General features: G+C 69.5%; 21 protein-coding genes. 10 read left to right on the top strand and 11 right to left on the bottom strand.

Translation table 11 applies throughout. The annotated features are described in order from the left end of the window. The first annotated feature begins 117 nt into the window (after nt 1–117). From EK403_RS17475 to EK403_RS17440, 8 genes are all read left to right on the top strand, one after another. Complete coding sequence (locus EK403_RS17475; RefSeq protein WP_128778751.1) at nt 118–987, top strand: DUF1194 domain-containing protein; 870 nt, start codon at nt 118–120, stop codon at nt 985–987. A gap of 223 nt (nt 988–1,210) precedes the next feature. Then, a complete protein-coding gene (locus EK403_RS17470; RefSeq protein WP_245479764.1) occupies nt 1,211–2,011 on the top strand; it encodes a TSUP family transporter in 801 nt (266 codons plus the stop codon). Between the two features lie 31 nt (nt 2,012–2,042). After that, a complete protein-coding gene (locus tag EK403_RS17465) occupies nt 2,043–2,573 on the top strand; it encodes a hypothetical protein (RefSeq protein ID WP_128778749.1) in 531 nt (176 codons plus the stop codon). Between the two features lie 176 nt (nt 2,574–2,749). Further along, nucleotides 2,750–2,947 carry a 50S ribosomal protein L35 gene (gene rpmI, locus EK403_RS17460; protein ID WP_128778748.1) on the top strand — a complete coding sequence of 66 codons (198 nt, stop codon included), beginning with the start codon at nt 2,750–2,752 and terminating at the stop codon, nt 2,945–2,947. Between the two features lie 45 nt (nt 2,948–2,992). Then, nucleotides 2,993–3,358 carry a 50S ribosomal protein L20 gene (rplT, locus tag EK403_RS17455; RefSeq protein ID WP_128778747.1) on the top strand — a complete coding sequence of 122 codons (366 nt, stop codon included), beginning with the start codon at nt 2,993–2,995 and terminating at the stop codon, nt 3,356–3,358. 180 nt (nt 3,359–3,538) lie between these two features. Continuing rightward, a complete protein-coding gene (gene pheS / locus EK403_RS17450; protein ID WP_128778746.1) occupies nt 3,539–4,630 on the top strand; it encodes a phenylalanine--tRNA ligase subunit alpha in 1,092 nt (363 codons plus the stop codon). 160 nt (nt 4,631–4,790) lie between these two features. Continuing rightward, nucleotides 4,791–7,211: a phenylalanine--tRNA ligase subunit beta gene (gene pheT, locus EK403_RS17445; RefSeq protein ID WP_128778745.1), complete on the top strand. Its 2,421-nt coding sequence runs from the start codon at nt 4,791–4,793 to the stop codon at nt 7,209–7,211. Nucleotides 7,212–7,685: 474 nt separating this feature from the next. Further along, complete coding sequence (locus EK403_RS17440; RefSeq protein WP_128778744.1) at nt 7,686–8,498, top strand: lipo-like protein; 813 nt, start codon at nt 7,686–7,688, stop codon at nt 8,496–8,498. Between the two features lie 10 nt (nt 8,499–8,508). Here EK403_RS17440 and coaA read toward each other — a convergent pair whose 3' ends face one another. The 10 genes from coaA to EK403_RS17390 all read right to left on the bottom strand — a co-directional run bounded on the left by coaA (nt 8,509) and on the right by EK403_RS17390 (nt 15,116). Beyond that, on the bottom strand, nt 8,509–9,465 hold the full coding sequence (gene coaA / locus EK403_RS17435; RefSeq protein WP_128778743.1) for a type I pantothenate kinase: 957 nt from the start codon (nt 9,463–9,465) through the stop codon (nt 8,509–8,511). A gap of 5 nt (nt 9,466–9,470) precedes the next feature. Continuing rightward, entirely contained in the window at nt 9,471–9,785 is a 315-nt protein-coding gene (locus EK403_RS17430; protein ID WP_128778742.1) for a phosphoribosyl-ATP diphosphatase, read from the bottom strand. A gap of 67 nt (nt 9,786–9,852) precedes the next feature. Further along, the gene (hisF, locus tag EK403_RS17425) at nt 9,853–10,641 is read right to left on the bottom strand and encodes an imidazole glycerol phosphate synthase subunit HisF (protein WP_128778741.1); all 789 of its coding nucleotides are present in this window, start codon (nt 10,639–10,641) and stop codon (nt 9,853–9,855) included. A gap of 96 nt (nt 10,642–10,737) precedes the next feature. Next, nucleotides 10,738–10,974: a hypothetical protein gene (locus EK403_RS17420; RefSeq protein WP_164919657.1), complete on the bottom strand. Its 237-nt coding sequence runs from the start codon at nt 10,972–10,974 to the stop codon at nt 10,738–10,740. A 187-nt stretch (nt 10,975–11,161) separates the two neighbouring features. Further along, nucleotides 11,162–11,479 carry a hypothetical protein gene (locus tag EK403_RS17415; protein WP_128778739.1) on the bottom strand — a complete coding sequence of 106 codons (318 nt, stop codon included), beginning with the start codon at nt 11,477–11,479 and terminating at the stop codon, nt 11,162–11,164. Nucleotides 11,480–11,541: 62 nt separating this feature from the next. Next, on the bottom strand, nt 11,542–12,288 hold the full coding sequence (gene hisA / locus EK403_RS17410) for a 1-(5-phosphoribosyl)-5-[(5-phosphoribosylamino)methylideneamino]imidazole-4-carboxamide isomerase (protein WP_128778738.1): 747 nt from the start codon (nt 12,286–12,288) through the stop codon (nt 11,542–11,544). After that, nucleotides 12,285–12,920 carry an imidazole glycerol phosphate synthase subunit HisH gene (gene hisH, locus EK403_RS17405; RefSeq protein ID WP_128778737.1) on the bottom strand — a complete coding sequence of 212 codons (636 nt, stop codon included), beginning with the start codon at nt 12,918–12,920 and terminating at the stop codon, nt 12,285–12,287. Before hisH ends, hisA begins: the two co-directional genes overlap by 4 nt. A 28-nt stretch (nt 12,921–12,948) precedes the next feature. After that, a complete protein-coding gene (locus tag EK403_RS17400; RefSeq protein WP_128778736.1) occupies nt 12,949–13,431 on the bottom strand; it encodes a DUF2628 domain-containing protein in 483 nt (160 codons plus the stop codon). Nucleotides 13,432–13,450: 19 nt separating this feature from the next. Further along, entirely contained in the window at nt 13,451–14,044 is a 594-nt protein-coding gene (hisB, locus tag EK403_RS17395) for an imidazoleglycerol-phosphate dehydratase HisB (protein ID WP_128778735.1), read from the bottom strand. Nucleotides 14,045–14,135: 91 nt separating this feature from the next. Next, on the bottom strand, nt 14,136–15,116 hold the full coding sequence (locus tag EK403_RS17390; RefSeq protein WP_164919656.1) for an ELM1/GtrOC1 family putative glycosyltransferase: 981 nt from the start codon (nt 15,114–15,116) through the stop codon (nt 14,136–14,138). A 154-nt stretch (nt 15,117–15,270) separates the two neighbouring features. On the opposite strand from EK403_RS17390, the gene hslV reads away from it, so the two are divergent. Both hslV and hslU read left to right on the top strand, forming a co-directional pair. After that, nucleotides 15,271–15,819 (top strand): ATP-dependent protease subunit HslV, encoded by a 549-nt coding sequence (hslV, locus tag EK403_RS17385; RefSeq protein ID WP_128778733.1) that lies wholly within the window; start codon nt 15,271–15,273, stop codon nt 15,817–15,819. A 191-nt stretch (nt 15,820–16,010) separates the two neighbouring features. Then, nucleotides 16,011–17,303 carry an ATP-dependent protease ATPase subunit HslU gene (hslU, locus tag EK403_RS17380; RefSeq protein WP_128778732.1) on the top strand — a complete coding sequence of 431 codons (1,293 nt, stop codon included), beginning with the start codon at nt 16,011–16,013 and terminating at the stop codon, nt 17,301–17,303. 149 nt (nt 17,304–17,452) lie between these two features. Here hslU and EK403_RS17375 read toward each other — a convergent pair whose 3' ends face one another. Further along, nucleotides 17,453–18,235, bottom strand: a complete 783-nt coding sequence (locus EK403_RS17375) for an enoyl-CoA hydratase (protein WP_128778731.1) — start codon at nt 18,233–18,235, stop codon at nt 17,453–17,455. Between the last annotated feature and the right edge of the window lie 45 nt (nt 18,236–18,280).

Below are 18,280 nucleotides of genomic sequence, written 5' to 3'. Positions count from 1 at the left end.
CCTTGAATCAGCACGCAGTCCACACCGCAAATCTATTGGGTACAGACCCTAGGCGAACTGCGCGATGTGCGTCATCCTCCCGTCATGAGTTTATCCCTCTGACGCGGGGGACGGCCGATGGCGCGGACGGCGGACTCGAGCGGACGCTTGGCGCGGACGGGGCGCCGGGTTCTGATCGCCTCGGCCCCGATCCTGCTTGGGATCGCGGCGCAGGGGCGGGCGGCGGAGACTGGCGCGCCCGTTGACCTCGAACTCGTGCTCGCCGTCGACATCTCCTACTCGATGGACGCCGACGAGCAGCAGGTCCAGCGAGAAGGCTACGTGTCGGCGATCGTCTCGAAGCCGGTGCTCGACGCCATCTCGCTCGGGCCGCTCGGCCGTATCGCGGTCTCCTATGTGGAATGGGCCGGCGCAGACGAGCAGCGCACCGTCATCCCCTGGACGGTGATCGACGGGCCGTCGAGCGCCCGCGCCTTCGCCGACCGTCTTGCGGCCGCTCCGCTTCGGCGCGCCTATCGCACCTCGATCTCGGGCGCGCTGATCCATTCGGCGCGGCTGTTCGAGGGCAACGGCTTCGCGAGCGCGCGGCAGGTGATCGACGTCTCGGGCGACGGACCCAACAACCAGGGCGAGACCGTCGAGCAGGTCCGCGACGAGGTGCTAGAGCGCGGCGTGGTGATCAACGGCCTGCCGCTGATGCTCAAGCGCCCGAGCTTCTCGATGATGGATGTCGGCGACCTCGACGTCTATTACCGCGACTGCGTGATCGGCGGCCCCGGGGCCTTCATGGTGCCGGTCCGCAGCGTCGACCAGTTCCCGGCGGCGGTCCGCACCAAGCTGGTGCTCGAGATCGCGGGGCTTGGACCCGAGGCGCCGGCCATCCCGCCCGGCGGAACGGACGCGCTTCCGACGGCCGCCGAACGAGGGCCCAGCAAGGCGGACTGCACGTCGGGCGAACAGCTCTGGCGGGACAGATTCGGGAACTGAGCGCCGCCCTCACGTCCCGGCCTTGAGCCGGGACCCATCCCACGCTGCGGTTTCCAAGATGGCTCGACGCCGGCGACGTGCGCTTTGAAGCCGCGAAGCTGAATAGGTCCCGGCTCACGGCCGGGACATCGCCGGAACCGCTGACGATCGTCCTCGAACGATGCTAAAAGCCCGCCGCGAGGCCTCGCGGCCGGTCGCGTTCCGCCAGCCTCGAAGTCTCCGCGTGCTGTTTTCTCCCGAGCTCCTTCTGCTGTTCGCGCTGGTCGGCCTGTTCGCCGGCGCGGTCGACGCCATCGCGGGCGGCGGCGGGCTGATCACGGTGCCGGCGCTGCTGCTCGGCGGGCTCGACCCGGTGTCCGCGGTCGCCACCAACAAGCTGCAGGGCACGCTCGGCACCGCGATGTCCACCTGGCGCTTCGCGAAAGGCGGCATGATCGACTTCCGCTCGCCCGGGGCCCTGGGGCTCGCGGCGGCCGCCTTCGCCGGCGCGGTGATCGGCGCGGCCCTGGTCGCCTTCGCGCCCGTCGAGGCGATGCGGACGCTGCTGCCCTTCCTGCTGGTCGGGGTCGCGCTCTATTTCGCCTTCGGCCCGACCATGTCGGACGCCGGCGCCGCGGCCCGCATGTCGCCCGGCGCCTTTGCGCTCGGGGTCGCGGCGCCGATCGGAGCCTATGACGGGCTGTTCGGTCCCGGCGCAGGCTCGTTCTACATGATCGGGCTGGTCGCGCTTGCAGGCTACGGCTCGGTCAAGGCGGTGGCGCGGACCAAGCTTCTGAATTTCTCGTCCAATCTCGCGGCTCTGATCTTCTTCATCCTGGCCGGGCATGTCGTATGGAGCGCGGGGCTCGCGATGTCGGTCGGGACGATCGCCGGCGCCCAGATCGGCTCGGCTCTGGCGATGAAGCACGGCGTCCGTCTGGTGCGGCCGCTGCTGATCGTCGTCTCGCTTGCCTTGGCGCTCAGGCTGATGCTGGATGCGGCCCATCCGGTCGGGGCGGCCGTGCGCGCGACTGCCGGCTGGTGAGGCTGACTCGAGCGAGGCGCCGACGACTGACATGACCGCGCCCTTCCGAAACCGCCTCGCCGTCATGGCGTGCGTGATGACGCCGCTCTGCGCTTCGGCCGCCGAGACCGGCGGCTGCGGCAAGTTCGCCTGGCCGATCGACGCTGACAAGGCGCTGCTCGCCGCGGCCGAACAGATCGAGAGCGGCGCCGCGCTCGAGACCAAGACGCCGAAGGCGGTGCGGATCGTCATGGTCGACGCCGCCAAGGCCGGCTTCGAGGTTCCGCCGAGCCGCCCGCCGGCGCCGGACGCGCCGGGCGGCGTGCTGCGCTTCGAGGCAGAGGCCGGCGTCTATCAGTTCACCATGACCGACCGCGTCTGGATCGACGTCGTGCAGAACGGCAAGGCGCTCGAGGAGGCGGGGTTTTCGGGCGTGCTCGACTGCGACGGCGCGCGCAAGAGCGTGCGCTTCGAGCTCGACGACGGTCCCGTCACCGTCCAGCTGAGCGGCTCCCCGGCCCGCACGACGGCGATCGCCATCACGCGCTCTCCCAAGGACGCGCCGATGGGAGCCGCACGCTGACGAACCGTTGCAAAGCGCGGGGCCGCCGCGTATAAGCCCGGCTTCGCGCGCGCCCGGCCGGTATGGGCTGCCGTGGCGCGCCAAGATCGCTCGAGGTTTTCGCTCGGTTCCCTCCGTCCGGTCCGCCGGCCGGCCGGGCGCCTGTCGCGAAGCCTCCACCAAGACCGGAGAGCAAAATGCCCAAGCTCAAGTCCAAGTCGGCGGCGAAGAAGCGCTTCCGCTTCACCGCGACCGGCAAGGTCATCTCCGCCCAGGCGGGCAAGCGCCACGGGATGATCAAGCGCACCAACAAGCAGATCCGCAACCAGCGCGGCACCACGATCCTGACCCCCGCGGACACGCGGATCGTCAGGACGTTCCTGCCCTACGGCTGACCTGCGCGCTTATTCCATCCATTCGAACGCTGAAGAGATAGACCCATGGCTCGCGTAAAACGGGGCGTCACGTCCCACGCCAAGCACAAGAAGACGCTGGAGGCCGCCAAGGGCTTCTACGGCCGCCGCAAGAACACGATCCGCGCCGCCAAGGCGGCCGTCGATCGTTCGATGCAGTACGCCTACCGCGACCGCAAGAACAAGAAGCGCACCTTCCGGGCGCTCTGGATCCAGCGCATCAACGCCGCGGTCCGCGAGCACGGTCTGACCTATTCGCGCTTCATCGACGGTCTCGCCAAGGCCGGGATCGAGGTCGACCGCAAGCTGCTCTCCGAGCTCGCCATCGCCGAGCCGGCCGCCTTCGGCGCGCTCGCCGAGAGGGCCAAGGGCGCGCTGCCGAAGGAAGGCTGAGCGCCGCAAGGCTCGCTCAGAACCACGACGTCGTCCCGGCCTCGTGCCGGGACCCATTTCCGCAGCGGGCGCCGGACTGAACTCAACGCTGAGGAAATGGATTCCGGGACAAGCCCGGAATGACGGTGGGGCGCGATCGCGCCCCATTTTCGTTTCGGCGCATGCCGGGATCATCCGAAGATGACCGACCTCTCCTCTCTCCAAACCCTCGAAGCCGAAGTCCTGGCCGCGGTCGCCGGCGCGCGGGACGAGCCGGCGCTTGAGGTCGTCCGCGTGGCGGCTCTCGGCAAGAAGGGCTCGGTGTCCGAGAAGATGAAGACGCTCGGGTCCATGGACCCCGACGAGCGCAAGACCTTCGGCCCGGCGCTGAACCAGCTGCGCGACCGCGTCGCGGCTGCCCTTGCAGAGCGAAAGTCGGCGCTGGCCGACGCCGCGCTCGAGGCGCGGCTCGCCTCCGAACGGCTCGACGTCTCGCTGCCGGTCCGCGAAAGCGGCCTCGAGACCGGACGCATCCACCCGGTCAGCCAGGTCACCGACGAGATCGTGGCGATCTTCTCGGCGATGGGGTTCTCGGTCGCCGAAGGCCCGGACATCGAGACCGACGACTTCAACTTCACCAAGCTCAATTTCCCTGTCGGCCACCCGGCCCGGGAGATGCACGACACCTTCTTCCTTCCCGAGAAAGAGAACGGCGAGCGCCTGCTGCTGCGGACCCATACGAGCCCGGTGCAGATCCGCGCCATGGAGGCGTCGCGGCCGCCGATCCGGGTGATCTGCCCGGGCCGCACCTACCGCTTCGACATGGACCAGACGCACACGCCGATGTTCCACCAGGTCGAGGGGCTGGTGATCGACGAGCAGGCGCATCTCGGGCACCTGAAATGGGTGCTGCAGGAGTTCCTGAAGACCTTCTTCGAGGTGCCGTCGGTCGAGCTGCGCTTCCGGCCGTCCTTCTTCCCCTTCACCGAGCCCTCGATGGAGGTCGACGTCCGCTGCCGGAAGCTGCCGAACGAGATCCGCATCGGCGAGGGCGACGACTGGCTGGAGATTCTCGGCTGCGGGATGGTGCACCCGAACGTGCTGAAGAATGTCGGGCTCGACCCGGACGTCCATCAGGGCTTCGCCTGGGGCATGGGGATCGACCGGCTCGCCATGCTGAAATACGGCATGCCGGACCTGCGCGACCTGTTCGCCGCCGACGCCCGCTGGCTCGCGCATTACGGCTTCCGCCCGGTCGACGTCCCGACGCTGGCGGGGGGATTGAGCTCCTAAGCGCCGCAGGACCGTGCTGCGTGCTTCGAGACGCGGCCCTGCGGTCCGCTCCTCAGCATGAGGGGCGTTTCTATTGGCATCCTCCTCATGCTGAGGAGGCTCGAAGGGCCGTCTCGAAGCACGCAGGCGATCTCCCCGATCCGCCCGAGGACCGCGACGCATGAAATTCTCCCTCTCCTGGCTGAAAGAGCACCTCTCCGGCGACGCCGATCTCGTGGCCGTGACCGACGCGCTCACCCGCATCGGGCTCGAGGTCGAGGACGTCGAGGACAAGGCGGGGGCGCTGTCGGATTTCGTGGTCGGTCACGTGCTCGAGGCGAACCGCCATCCGAACGCCGACAAGCTGCAGGTCTGCCGCGTCGACGTCGGCAAGGCGGAGCCGCTGCAGGTGGTGTGCGGCGCGCCGAACGCACGGGCGGGGCTGAAGGTCGTCTTCGCCGCGCCCGGGACCGTGATCCCGTCCTCCGGCGTCAAGCTCGGCGCCTCGGAGATCCGCGGCGTCGCCTCGGCCGGCATGCTGTGCTCGGCGCGCGAGCTCGGGCTCTCGGAGGAGCATGAGGGCATCCTGGAGCTGCCGTCGGACGCCGTCGTCGGAAAGCCGTTCGCTCCCACGGTCGGGCTCGACGACCCGGTGATCGAGATCGCCGTGACCCCGAACCGGCCGGACTGCCTCGGCGTCCATGGCGTCGCCCGCGACCTTGCGGCGGCGGAGATCGGCGAGCTGAAGGATCACCCGCTCCCGCCCGTGCGCGGGGGTTATCCGTGCCCCGTCAACGTGTGCTTCGACTTCGGCGACACGCCGCCTTTGTCGCCGCTGTTCGCGCTGCGCATGGTGCGCGGCGTGAAGAACGGTCCCTCCCCCGAATGGCTGCAGCGCAAGCTCAGGAGCATCGGGCAGAAGCCCATCAACGCGCTGGTCGACGTCACCAACTATCTGACCTTCGACCGCGCCCGGCCGCTCCATGTGTTCGACGCCGCCAAGGTGAAGGGCGACCTCGTGGTTCGCCGTGGGCGGACAGGGGAAAGCTTCGTCGCGCTCGACGGCAAGACCTATGAACTCGACGACACGATGGGCGTGATCGCCGACGATTCGGGCGTCGAGTCGCTCGCAGGCGTGATGGGCGGCGACGCGACCGGCTGCGACGCTTCCACCACGGACGTGCTGATCGAGAGCGCGCTCTGGGAGCCGGTCAACATCGCCCGCACCGGCCGCGCGCTCAACATCCATTCCGACGCCCGCCACCGCTTCGAGCGCGGCGTCGACCCCGCCTTCACGATCCCCGGTCTGGAGCTCGCCACCAAGCTGATCCTCGAGATCTGCGGCGGCGAGGCCTCGGAGATCATCGTCGCGGGCGAGGTCCCGGAGCGCGATCTGATCATCGATTTCCCCGTCTCCGAGGTGAAGCGGCTGACCGGCCTCGCGGTGACGCCGGCCGAGGTCAAGGCGCCACTGTCGCTGCTCGGCTTCTGGGTGTCGGGCCAGGGCGAGACGCTCAAGGTCGCCGTCCCGAGCTGGCGGCCGGACGTCGAGGGCAAGGCCGACATCGTCGAGGAGGTGGTGCGCATCACCGGGCTAGACCGTGTGGAGGCGACGCCGCTGCCGCAGGCCGCCTCGCTCGCCTCGGCGAAGCTCAGCCCCGTCCAGCGCCGCGCGCGCACCGCGCGGCGCACGCTCGCCGCCCGGGGCATGGTCGAGGCGGTCACCTGGTCCTTCGTCAGCCGCGCGCAGGCCGAGGCCTTCGGCGGCGGGAAGCCCGAAATCGCGCTCGCCAACCCGATCGCCGCCGACCTGTCGGACATGCGCCCGAGCCTGCTGCCGGGCCTGCTGGCCGCCGCCCAGCGCAACGCGGACCGCGGGACCGGCGACGTCGCGCTGTTCGAGGTCGGGCAGACCTTTCTGGGCGACCGGCCCGAGGACCAGCGGATGTCGGCCGCGGGCGTCAGGCGGGGGACGGCGAAGGCCCGCGGCGCCGGCCGGCACTGGGGCGAACAGGCGCTCTCCGTCGACGCCTTCGACGCCAAGGGCGACGCACTCGGCGTGCTGGCGGCGCTCGGGGTCTCGCCCAGCGCCGTACAGATCGCTCAGGGGTCGGCGCCGGCCTGGTTCCACCCCGGCCGCTCGGCCGCGCTCCAGCTCGGGCCGAAGGTGGTCCTCGGAGCGTTCGGCGAGCTGCATCCGCGGACGCTCAACGCGCTCGGCCTCTCGGGCCCGCTCGTCGGCTTCGAACTGACGCTCGACGCCTTCCCTCACCCCAAGGCGAAGCCCACCCGCGCGAAGCCGCCCTTCGAAGGCTCCGCGCTGCAGCCGCTGACCCGCGACTTCGCCTTTCTGGTCGACCGCGACGTCCCGGCGGCCGAGCTGATGCGCGCGGCGCAGGCTGCGGACCGGAAGCTGATCACGCGCGTGGACCTGTTCGACCGCTACGAGGGCGCGGGCGTGCCCGAGGGCAAGATCTCGCTCGCGCTCGCCGTCACGCTGCAGCCGCGCGAGAAGACGCTGACCGACGCCGAGATCGACGAGACCGCGTCGCGCATCGTGGCGCAGGTCGAGAAGTCCACGGGCGCGACGCTGAGGGGGTGAGCCTCCGGACGGGCCCTCACCCTTATCCTCTGTTGCAAGCGGGAGAGGGAAGTCGGCCGCGTGGCGCCCCATCGCCGGCCCAAAGCGCAACGTCGAAGTCACCTTCTCCCGCTTGCGGGAGAAGGTAAGGATGAGGGGGCGTCGGACTTGCGCCGACTTGCCGGCCCAGAGTCTTCGCATCTCGCGCTTTGGTATTTGTCAAGCATAGCTGCAACTCGACTCTGGAGCCCGAGTCGAGCCCGGGTCCGCCCGAGTCGAGTCATGTTTCGTTCCAGTAGAACGAATCGCGGCCGAATCGCCGATTCATGATTCGTTCCGGTTTCGACTCGCTCGACGCCCGATTTGGCGATCATTTGTTAACCAAGATCGGCAAAAAGGCGTCTTCGGCCGCGGTTTTCGAAGGCCGATCGAAAGCTGGGCGCCTTCATCCTGATCCTGTCGCCATGCATCGGGCGACGCGTCGAGGTTCGCCGGATGGACTGGCTCGGCAATGCGATCGGTCGAGGGGCGGTCGGCTACCTGAACCGGGAGGTCAGGCGCGAGCCGCTCGTCTCGGTCGACCCGGAGAAGCTCCGCGCCTCGCTCGAGATCGGCGACGTGCTGCTGATCGCGGGCCGCTCGCGCGTGGCCTCGGTCATCCGGCGGATGACCTCGTCGATCTGGTCGCACGCCGCGCTCTATGTCGGCGACATGCTGGACGTCCGGGAGCCGGACGGCGAGCGCCACACGCTGGTCGAGATGGAGCTCGGCATCGGCTGCGCCTCCGCGCCGCTGTCGAAATACGCCAGCGAGCAGACCCGCATCTGCCGCCCCTTCGACCTCGACGTAAGGGAGCGCGAACAGGTCGCGCGCTACTGCATCCTGCGACTCGGCTACGAATACGACGTCAAGAACATTTTTGATCTCATGCGCTATCTGACGCCGCTGCCCTTCATCTCGCCGCGCTGCGGACGGCGGCTGCTGATGCTGGGCTCGGGGCTGCCGACGCGGGCGATCTGCTCGTCGCTGATCGCGCGCGCCTTCGAGCAGGTGCGCTATCCGATCCTGCCGCGGATCGAGACCGTGACCGACGAGGGGGCGCGGCGCGAGATCCTGCACATCCGCCACCACTCGCTCTACATGCCGCGCGACTTCGACATCTCGCCCTATTTCGAGGTCGTGAAGCCGACGCTCGTCCACGGCTTCGACTATCGCACCGTCGAATGGGCGGAGCGCCGCCAGGCGCCGCGTTCGGCAGCAGTCTATCCGCCCAGCCCCGCAATGGTCGCGATGCGCCGCAGGGGTTGAGGACCCCGGCTCAGATCTTCCTGAGCCGCACCTCCTCGATGCGGTGGCTGCGGCCCTTCTTCAGGATCAGGTCGGCGCGCGGGCGCGTGGGGCGGATGTTGTCGCGCAGGTTCGGCAGGTTGATCTCGGCCCAGAGCGCTTCCGCGGTCTTCAGCGCCTCGGCTTTCGAGACCTGAGCGAATCTCCGGAAGTAGGACTGCGGGTCGAGGAAGGCGGTTTCGCGCAGCCGCATGAAGCGCTCGACATACCAGCGGTGCAGCAGCGGCTCCTCGGCGTCGAGATAGATGCCGAAATCGATGAAGTCCGACACGAAGGGCGCGACGCGGCCGTTCTTCGGCTTCTCCCCGGTCTGCAGGACGTTCAGCCCCTCTAGGATGACGATGTCGGGCTTTTCGATCGTCATCCGCTCGTTCGGCAGGACGTCGTAGACGAGATGGCTGTACACCGGCGCCGAGACCGTGGGTTTGCCGGCCTTGATGTCCGAGACGAAGCGCAACAGCGACTGGACGTCGTAGCTCTCCGGAAAGCCCTTGCGGCCCATCAGGTCTTCGCGCTTCAGCACCGCGTTCGGCAACAGGAAGCCGTCGGTCGTCACCAGGTCGACCTTCGGCATCGCGGGCCAGCGGGCGAGCAGCGCGCGCAGCACGCGGGCGGTGGTCGACTTGCCGACCGCGACCGAGCCGGCCACCGCGACCACATAGGGCACGCGGGTTTCGGAATGGCCGAGGAAGCGCTGGGTGGCGCGGAACAGCTGCTGGCGCGCCGCCACGTAGAAGGCGAGCAGGCGGGCGATCGGCAGATAGATCTGCTCGACCTCGGACATGTCGATCGGGTCGTTGAGCGAGCCGAGACGTTCGAGATCGGCGTCGTCGAGCGTCATCGGGGTGTCGGCGCGAAGCGCCGCCCACTCCTTGCGGGAGAAGGTCGTATAGGGCGAGAGGCTCGGGAGCTTCGGCCGATCGTCCATAAGCCCTACGTCCGCGACGCTTTCTCGGCGAGGCCCGACTGCGCTGTCCGCTTCTCGAGCACCGCCATCACGTCGCTCAGGGGAACGCCACGGACCTTGAGCGCCACCAGGAGGTGATAGAGCACGTCCGCGGCCTCCGCGGCGAGTTCGACCTTGGCGCCGCTCACCACCGCGAGCGCCGCCTCCACCGCCTCCTCGCCCAGCTTCTTGGCGCAACGCGCGGGACCGGCGTCGAGCAAGACGCGGGTGTAGGATTCTCCCGCCTCCGCCGAGGCGCGGCCTGACACGATGGCGTCGAGATCGTCGAGGGTGAAGCTCATGGGCGGCTCCGCTCGCTGAAATGCCCAGCTCTGTTAAGCCGAGCTTCCGGCCGGCGCAAACCTTAGCTTAACCGTCACCAACAGGATCGAGCCTGACGGGCAGCCCGGCCTCGGCCATGCGGGCCTTGGCCTCGCCGATCGTGTGCTCGCCGAAATGGAAGATCGAGGCTGCGAGCACGGCGCTCGCGCCGCCCTTCGCGACGCCCTCGACCAGGTGATCGAGCGAGCCGACGCCGCCCGACGCCACCACCGGCACGCCCACGGCGTCGACCACCGCGCGGGTGAGTTCGAGTTCGTAGCCGTCGCGGGTGCCGTCGCGATCCATCGAGGTCAACAGGATCTCGCCTGCCCCGAGCCCCGCGACCTCGGCCGCATAGGCGACCGCGTCGAGCCCGGTCGGGCGCCGGCCGCCATGGGTGAACACCTCCCAGCGCGGGGTCTCGCCCGCGGCCGAGACCTTCTTGGCGTCGACCGCGACCACGATGGCCTGCGCGCCGAATTTTTCGGCCGCGCGCGCCACCACCGAGCGGTCGTTCACCGCCGCCGACATGATCGAGACCTTGTCGGCGCCCGCGAGCATCAGCGCCCGCACGTCCTCGACCGACCGCACCCCGCCCCCGACCGTGACCGGCATGAAGCAGTTCTCGGCGGTGCGCGCCACGACGTCGAGCAGGATCGCCCGCTCCTCGTGGCTCGCGGTGATGTCGAGGAAGCAGAGCTCGTCCGCGCCCGCCGCGTCATAGGCGATCGCGGCCTCCACGGGGTCCCCGGCGTCTCGCAGGTCGACGAACCGCACGCCCTTGACCACGCGGCCGTCCTTGACGTCGAGACAGGGGATGACGCGGGTTTTAAGCATCGGGGGTCCGGTCGGCGGCCAACAGCGGCCGCCGCTCCTATAGGCGATACGTCTGCGCGCCGCCACGCCTCAGACGCCCGACGGGCGCCGCGCCGCTCAACGGAACGTCGTGACGTGCATCTGCGTCTCGTTGAGCCGCAGGATTGCGCCGGAGTCGTTGCAGAACCTCACCGTGACGTAATTGTCGGAGAAGGAGCCGAGGGCTTGAAGATACGCGCCGGTCGGAAGAACGGCCCGCGGCGTGATCAGCGCGGTGTCTCCATTCCGAGCGCCGCCGACATACAACACCAACGTCTTGCAACCGCCCTCGTGGGTGATGCTCAACCTGGTCAAGACGTTGGCCCCGGTCACGCCGGGCGGTCCCTGCGGGCCGGTCGGCGCCCTCGTTTCCTCTCGCGGCGAACAGCTGCCATTTCGTCTCGTCCTGATCCGGGCGCCGGCCTCTGCTCTCGGCGAGCGCGCGCCAGGTCGAGCCCTTGAACGTCACCAGCTCATCGGCGAGGTAGCGGTCGTCGGCGCGTCAGGCGCCGCGGGGCGAGACGCCGCGCGGCCCCCAATTGGCCACCACGCCCGTCGCCCTGGCGTCGCCGGCCGTCAGAGTGACGATGCAGGTCGGCGGCCGATAGTCGGACAGGCGGAAGACAAAGCCGCCGGCGCCGTTCGCCTTCTGGCCAAACTGATCGTCCAACACGACCTTGCGATCCGGCTGGGTCTTTCCGGAGACGACGAGTTCTCCGCCGACGATCTTGGCGTCCGTGAGAAGGATGCTCGCCGCCTGGGCGGCCGGTGCGGACCAAGCGAAAAAGACCCCAGCGGTCGATGCGGCGACGATCTTCATCTGGCCACCCGGATCGTAAAGACTTGCGATCAAGTGACCATAACAGCGCGGCACGCCTATTCTTATCCGTTGTTTCCCGTATGGCCGGCCTTAAGCGCGCTGATCGCCTCGGCCGCGTCGAGCCGCCCGTCATAGAGCGCCCGTCCCGTGATCGCGCCGGCGATCACGGCGTTCTCCGGCTCGATCAGCCGGCGCACGTCCTCGATCCCTGCGAGGCCGCCGGAGGCGATCACCGGAATGCTCACGGCCTCGGCGAGCTCGCGCGTGCTCCCGAGGTTAAGACCCGACAGCAGCCCGTCGCGCGAGATGTCGGTGTAGATGATGGCGGCGACGCCCGCGTCCTCGAAGCGCTTCGCGAGGTCGAGCGCGGTCATGTCAGAGACCTCGGCCCAGCCCTGGACGGCCACGAGCCCGTCCCTGGCGTCGATCCCGACCGCGACCCGGCCGGGATGCGCCCTGGCTGCGGCCTTCACGAAGTCCGGGTCGCGCACCGCCGCGGTGCCGAGGATGACGCGGGTCACGCCGCGCGAGAGCCACGCCTCGACGCCGCCCATGTCGCGGATGCCGCCGCCGAGCTGGACGGGGATCGCCACCCGGGCGAGCACGCCCTCGACGGCCTCGGCGTTGCGGCTTTCGCCCGCGAAGGCGCCGTCGAGGTCCACGACATGGATCCACTCGAAGCCCTGGGCCTCGAAGGACGCCGCCTGCGCGGCCGGATCGGCGCCGTAGACGGTCGCGCTGTCCATCTCGCCCTGGCGCAGGCGCACGACCTCGCCGCCCTTGAGGTCGATCGCCGGATAGAGGATCACGGCCGCCACCTCGCGAAATTGGCCAGAAGCTCCAGCCCGAGGCGCTGGCTCTTCTCGGGATGGAACTGCACGCCGGCGACGTTGTCGCGCGCGACGATCGCCGTGACCGCCCCGCCATAGTCGGCCGCGGCCACGACGTCCCGCTCGTCCGCCGCGGCGAGGTGGAAAGCGTGCAGGAAATAGGCGTGGAGGCCGTGCGGGCCAAGGTCGAGGCCCGCGGTCAGCACATGCGGCCGGTGAGCCCGGAGCGTGTTCCAGCCCATGTGGGGCACCTTAAGGCCGGCCTCGCCCGGCTCGATCCGCACCACCCGGCCCGGAATCCAGTCGAGGCCGGGGGTCGGCTCGTATTCCTCGCCCTCGGTCGCGAGCAGCTGCATGCCGATGCAGATGCCGAGAAACGGCCGCCCGCGGCGCATCACCGCCTCGTCGAGCGCCTCGCCGAGCCCGGAGACGCCGAACAGCGCGGCCCGGCAATCGGGAAAGGCGCCGTCGCCCGGCAGCACGACACGGTCGGCGGCCGCCACCGTCTTCGGATCGGCGGTCACGACGACATCCGTCGCGCCGGCGCGCGCCAGCGCCTTCTCCACGGACCTCAGATTGCCCGCGCCGTAATCGACGACCGCGACCGTCACGGCGTCGCCTGTCGCGCGGCGGCCATGCTCATCCCGCGGCGCCGGGCCGCGGGAACAGGCCGAGCACGCCCTGCGCCTCCGGCCGGTAAGCGGCGCGCGGCGTCTGCTGGGGCTGGACGACGGGGCGCTCGGAGAGCCAGTCCTGGAAGAACGCGACCTCCGCCTCCTCGCGGGTGCGGGCGAGCGCGCTGCCGGCGAGCGCATAGCCGCGCTTCTCGAGCGCCCGCGCCCTGATCCAGGAGGATTCGAGCCCGACCGCGAGGCTCGGCAGCGCGAGGAACACGATCCCCGGCCCGCCCTGGAGGTCGGCCATGTGGAACACCACGACGACGAGCGCGACCGCGACGGCCCACAGCGCCAGCGCGAGCCAGCAGCGGCGCCAGATGAGCCAGAAGGGCGCGAGGAAGAACGCGGCCTTGGAGAAGCCTTCCCGGACGGTCACGAATTTCTCCGCGTCCTCCAGCACCGGGCGGGCGCCGCCCGGCGGTTCGTAGATCAGCCAGTTGCGCATCGTGAGCAGCGGTTCCTGTTCAGTCGCCGATCCGGCCTTTGGTGGAGGGCAAACGGTCGCCGGCCCGCGGGTCGACGGCGAGCGCGGCCTTCAGGCAGCGCGCCAATCCCTTGAAGCAGCTTTCGGCGATGTGATGAGCGTTCGCGCCGTAGAGCGTCTCGACATGCAGCGTCACCGCGGCGTGCGTCGAGAAACCCTGGAAGAACTCGCGCACAAGCTCGCTGTCGAACTGGCCGATCTTCGGCGCGGGAAACGCGGTGCGCCAGACCAGAAACGGCCGGCCCGACACGTCGATCGCGACGCGGGTCAGGGTCTCGTCCATCGGCATCAGGCAGTCCGCGTAGCGGGTCAGTCCCTTCATGTCGCCGAGCGCCTTGCGGACCGCCTGACCGAGCGCGATGCCGACATCCTCGGTCACGTGGTGGAAGTCGACATGGACGTCGCCCTTCGCCTCGACCTTCAGGTCGATCATGGCGTGACGCGACAAGAGCTCGAGCATGTGGTCGAGGAAGCCGACGCCGGTTGAGATTTCGGACGCGCCGGCGCCGTCGAGATCGACGCTGAGCGCAATCTCGGTCTCGGACGTCTTGCGGGTCACTTCGGCGCGACGCATGAGCGCTCGCTCCACCGTCTGGAATGCGATGGGGCGCGTGCCTATCACGCCTTGAGGGCGCGCGCGAACGCCCTGCGTCGTCGTGGCGCGGTCAGCTGTGCAAAGCTGTCCCGCGAGGCGCGCATGGGGGCGAGGCGATCGGGCCGGTCTCCCAGGCCTCGTAGAGCGAGAGCGCGGCCGGCGGCACGGCGAACAGGCCGGGCTCGCAGGACCGGGCGGTTCCTCCCGTCGCGAGCGTCACGTCGCCGCTCTCCAGGAGGTCCTCGAGGAACCGGTAGGTGCTGGCGCCGCGGTCGAAGACTTCGAGGTCGAAGACGTGCACCGGGCGGCCAGTCACGCACATTTCGCACACCATGGTGATGCTGTCGGGCGTCACCACGAACTCGCCGGCGCTCGCCACCACCTGCTCGAATCCGGCGCGGTCCGCGCGGTCGACGAAGCGCGCGACGCGGTTATCGAAGATCCGCCTCAGCCGCGTCTCGACGTGCTGCGGCGTCCGCCGCGAGAACACCAGCGACAGCGGCTCTCCATCCCGCCGCGCCGCCATCTCGTCGAGCTGACGGGCGATCCGGTCGACGTCGATCACGAAGGCCTTGTTGAGGCCGCCGATCAGCGCCGCGAGGCCCGCGCGGCTGCCCTCGGATCGTCCCCCGAGACGGCGCGTGGGCGGCCCGCTCCGAAAGATCACCGTCTTCGAGGCCGGAATGACGGCGGTTTTGACGCACTCGCCTGCTTCGAGGCCATGGCGCGGCGCAAGCGCCACGTCGAAAATCGGTTTCAGCCACTGGGGCCTGCCGCTGAATAGGGCGAAGAGATCGTCGCCATAGAGCGTGCGGTAGCTTGCGACCACGTCCTCTGCGGCGCGGCCGCTCGCCACGATCCGCAGCCGGCCGGGCTCGCGTCTCTCGGGGCGCGCCGCGCGGGTCGCGGCCCGCTTGCGCAGGTTGAGAACAAAGCGATCCCACGCAGCCGTCATGCGGCCAGGCGACGGAATCCGCACGATCTCGTCGGCGCGCCATCCCGCCGCTTCGCAGACGGCGAGGCACTGATTGACGTGTCCGGCCTTGTCCACGCTTACGATGACGGTCTTCAATTCCCCCGACCCCGACGTCCCCTCGCACAACCTTTATCGTGCAGAAGTGGGAGGCAATGTGGCGGTCAGGCGCTCACATTGCGTTACGGTCGGCAATGACTATCTGGGCTCCATTCCCCCTCCCGGAGCCCCCATGTCCGACCAAATCCTGCACGGCACCACGATCCTGCTGGTCAAGAAGGGCGGGCGCGTGGTGATCGGCGGCGACGGCCAGGTCAGCCTTGGCCAGACCGTCATGAAAGCGACCGCGCGCAAGGTGCGCCGCATCGCGAAGGGCGAGGTCATCGCCGGCTTCGCGGGCGCGACCGCCGACGCCTTCACGCTTTTCGAGCGCCTCGAGGCGAAGCTCGAACAGCATCCCGGCCAGCTGCTGCGCGCCGCCGTCGAGCTCGCCAAGGACTGGCGCACCGACCGCTACCTCCGGCGGCTCGAGGCCATGATGCTGGTCGCGGACAAGACCTCCGCGCTCGTCATCACCGGCACCGGCGACGTGCTGGAGCCGGAGGACGGGGTCGCGGCGATCGGCTCCGGCGGCAATTACGCGCTGTCGGCGGCCCGCGCGCTGGTCGACATGGAGCTCGACGCCGAGGCGATCGTGCGCAAGTCGATGAAGATCGCGGCGCAGATCTGCGTCTACACCAACGACAACCTCACGGTGGAGAGCATGGAGACGGACGGGTGAGGCCCGCCGTCATCTTGGCCGAAGCGGCGAAGCCGCGAAGAGCCGGGATCGTCCTCCGAAAAGGCGCCTTATCCTGACCGCGATCCCGGATCGGCCTGGCGGCCGTCCGGGATGACGTCTCTTCCCCTGCAGTCGGCGCTTCGGGCCGGCGACCACTGGGCCGCGATCGCGGCGCCGCTGAAAGAAGACCGATGACCGACCTTTCCCCCCGCGAAATCGTCTCCGAGCTCGACCGGCACATCGTCGGCCAGCGCGACGCCAAGAGGGCCGTGGCCATCGCGCTCCGCAACCGCTGGCGTCGCCTGCAGCTCGAGGGCGCCTTGCGCGAAGAGGTGCTGCCCAAGAACATCCTGATGATCGGGCCGACCGGCGTCGGCAAGACCGAGATCTCGCGCCGCCTCGCCAAGCTCGCCAACGCGCCCTTCCTCAAGGTCGAGGCGACCAAGTTCACCGAGGTCGGCTATGTGGGCCGCGACGTCGAGCAGATCGTCCGCGACCTGCTGGAGGCCGCGATCGGGCTCGTCCGCGAGCAGAAGCGCAAGGACGTGCAGGCCAAGGCCCATATGGCGGCCGAGGAGCGGGTGCTGACGGCGCTGGTCGGCGCGACGGCGAGCCCCGCCACGCGCGAGAGCTTCCGCAAGAAGCTGCGCGACGGCGAGATGGACGACAAGGAGATCGAGATCGAGGTCGCGTCCTCCGGGCCCTCCATGATGGAGATCCCCGGCATGCCGGGCCAGGTCGGGATGATCTCGCTCGGCGACATGTTCAAGGGCATGGGCGGCCAGAAGAAGACCCGCCGCGTCACCGTGAAGGACAGCCACGACACGCTGATCGCCGAGGAAAGCGACAAGCTGCTCGACCAGGAGAGCCTGGTGGCCGAGGCGATCAGGACGGTCGAGAACGCCGGCATCGTGTTCCTCGACGAGATCGACAAGATCTGCGCCCGCGAGGGCCGCGCCGGCGACGTCTCCCGAGAGGGCGTGCAGCGCGACCTGCTGCCCTTGATCGAGGGCACCACGGTGGCGACCAAGCACGGGGCGGTGAAGACCGACCACATCCTGTTCATCGCCTCGGGCGCGTTCCACGTCGCGAAGCCCTCGGACCTGCTGCCGGAGCTGCAGGGACGGCTGCCGATCCGCGTCGAGCTGTCGGCGCTCAGCCGCGAGGACTTCGTCCGGATCCTGACCGAGACCGAGGCCAGCCTCGTCAAGCAGTACGTCGCGCTGATGGCGACCGAGGGCGTGACGCTCGATGTGACCGAGGACGGCATCGACGCGCTCGCCGACATCGCGGTCGAGGTCAACTCGACGGTCGAGAACATCGGCGCGCGGCGGCTGCAGACCGTGATGGAGCGGGTGCTGGACGAGATCAGCTTCTCGGCCGCCGACCGCGCCGGCGAGACCGTGACGGTCGACGGCGACTATGTGCGGAGGTTCGTCGGCGACCTCGCCAAGAACGCGGATCTGAGCCGGTTCATCCTGTGACGCCGATGCGCTGGTGTCCCGGCCTTGAGCCGGGACCCATTCGGCTCTGGCGGCGCAGGTAAAGCTCTGGCCGCGACGGTCCTCAGTCTTAAAGCCCGGCGCAAAATGGGTCCCGGCTCAAGGCCGGGACATGAGGGCGGCGGCTCGGCTCAGCGGTTGCGGAACTCAGGCTTCCGCTTCTCGACGAAGGCCGCCATGCCTTCCGTCTGGTCCTCGGTCGCGAACAGCGCCTGGAAGGCGCGGCGCTCGAAGCGGGCGCCTTCCGACAGGCCCACCTCGGCCGCGACGTCGACCGCCTCCTTGGCGGCCAGAACCGCGGCGCGCGAGAAGGACGCGATCTTGGCCGCGGCCTCGAGCGCCTCGTCGAGCAGCTTCTCGGCCGGCACGATCCGGGAGACGAGGCCGGATTTCTCGGCTTCTTGAGCGTCCATCATCCGGCCGGTGAGGACCAGATCCATGGCTTTGGCCTTGCCGACCGCGCGCGTGAGCCGCTGGGTGCCGCCGAAGCCCGGGATGATGCCGAGCGTGATCTCGGGCTGGCCGAACTTCGCGGTCTCCGAGGCGAAGACGATGTCGCACATCTGCGCGAGCTCGGCGCCGCCGCCGAGCGCATAGCCCGAGACCGCCGCGATCCGCGGCTTGCGGCACTCGACGACGCGCCGCCATCCGCCTCCCAGATCGGCGAGATAGACGTCCGAAAAACTCTTGTCCGCCATCTCGCGAATGTCGGCGCCGGCCGCGAAGGCCTTGTCGCTTCCCGTGATCACGACCGCGCCGACCGCCTCGTTCGCCTCGAAAGCCGCAAGCGCCTCGCCAAGCTCGCGGATCATCGTCGCGTTCAGCGCGTTGAGCGCCTTGGGCCGGTTCAGCGTGATCAGCCCGACGCCGCCGCGTGTCTCGACGATCAGGGTCTCGAAGGGGGCGTCGGACATGGGGCCTCACAGGTGAAGGGCGTCATCCCGGACGTTGGCGGCAGC

The sequence above is a fragment of the Hansschlegelia zhihuaiae genome (assembly GCF_004103825.1).
Classification (GTDB): Bacteria; Pseudomonadota; Alphaproteobacteria; order Rhizobiales; family Methylopilaceae; genus Methylopila; species Methylopila zhihuaiae.
This window is presented reverse-complemented; position numbering and strand designations above follow the sequence as displayed.

What these genes read in the sequence shown, in the direction of transcription:
- hisB (WP_128778735.1), bottom strand. Translation starts at nt 14,044, where the DNA reads ATGCGTCGCGCCGAAGTGACCCGCAAGACGTCCGAGACCGAGATTGCG.
- coaA (WP_128778743.1), bottom strand. Translation starts at nt 9,465, where the DNA reads ATGGACGATCGGCCGAAGCTCCCGAGCCTCTCGCCCTATACGACCTTC.
- rpmI (WP_128778748.1), top strand. Translation starts at nt 2,750, where the DNA reads ATGCCCAAGCTCAAGTCCAAGTCGGCGGCGAAGAAGCGCTTCCGCTTC.
- EK403_RS17400 (WP_128778736.1), bottom strand. Translation starts at nt 13,431, where the DNA reads ATGCGCAACTGGCTGATCTACGAACCGCCGGGCGGCGCCCGCCCGGTG.
- hslU (WP_128778732.1), top strand. Translation starts at nt 16,011, where the DNA reads ATGACCGACCTTTCCCCCCGCGAAATCGTCTCCGAGCTCGACCGGCAC.
- pheS (WP_128778746.1), top strand. Translation starts at nt 3,539, where the DNA reads ATGACCGACCTCTCCTCTCTCCAAACCCTCGAAGCCGAAGTCCTGGCC.
- EK403_RS17375 (WP_128778731.1), bottom strand. Translation starts at nt 18,235, where the DNA reads ATGTCCGACGCCCCCTTCGAGACCCTGATCGTCGAGACACGCGGCGGC.
- EK403_RS17415 (WP_128778739.1), bottom strand. Translation starts at nt 11,479, where the DNA reads ATGAAGATCGTCGCCGCATCGACCGCTGGGGTCTTTTTCGCTTGGTCC.
- EK403_RS17440 (WP_128778744.1), top strand. Translation starts at nt 7,686, where the DNA reads ATGGACTGGCTCGGCAATGCGATCGGTCGAGGGGCGGTCGGCTACCTG.
- rplT (WP_128778747.1), top strand. Translation starts at nt 2,993, where the DNA reads ATGGCTCGCGTAAAACGGGGCGTCACGTCCCACGCCAAGCACAAGAAG.
- hslV (WP_128778733.1), top strand. Translation starts at nt 15,271, where the DNA reads ATGTCCGACCAAATCCTGCACGGCACCACGATCCTGCTGGTCAAGAAG.
- EK403_RS17465 (WP_128778749.1), top strand. Translation starts at nt 2,043, where the DNA reads ATGACCGCGCCCTTCCGAAACCGCCTCGCCGTCATGGCGTGCGTGATG.
- pheT (WP_128778745.1), top strand. Translation starts at nt 4,791, where the DNA reads ATGAAATTCTCCCTCTCCTGGCTGAAAGAGCACCTCTCCGGCGACGCC.
- hisF (WP_128778741.1), bottom strand. Translation starts at nt 10,641, where the DNA reads ATGCTTAAAACCCGCGTCATCCCCTGTCTCGACGTCAAGGACGGCCGC.
- EK403_RS17475 (WP_128778751.1), top strand. Translation starts at nt 118, where the DNA reads ATGGCGCGGACGGCGGACTCGAGCGGACGCTTGGCGCGGACGGGGCGC.
- EK403_RS17430 (WP_128778742.1), bottom strand. Translation starts at nt 9,785, where the DNA reads ATGAGCTTCACCCTCGACGATCTCGACGCCATCGTGTCAGGCCGCGCC.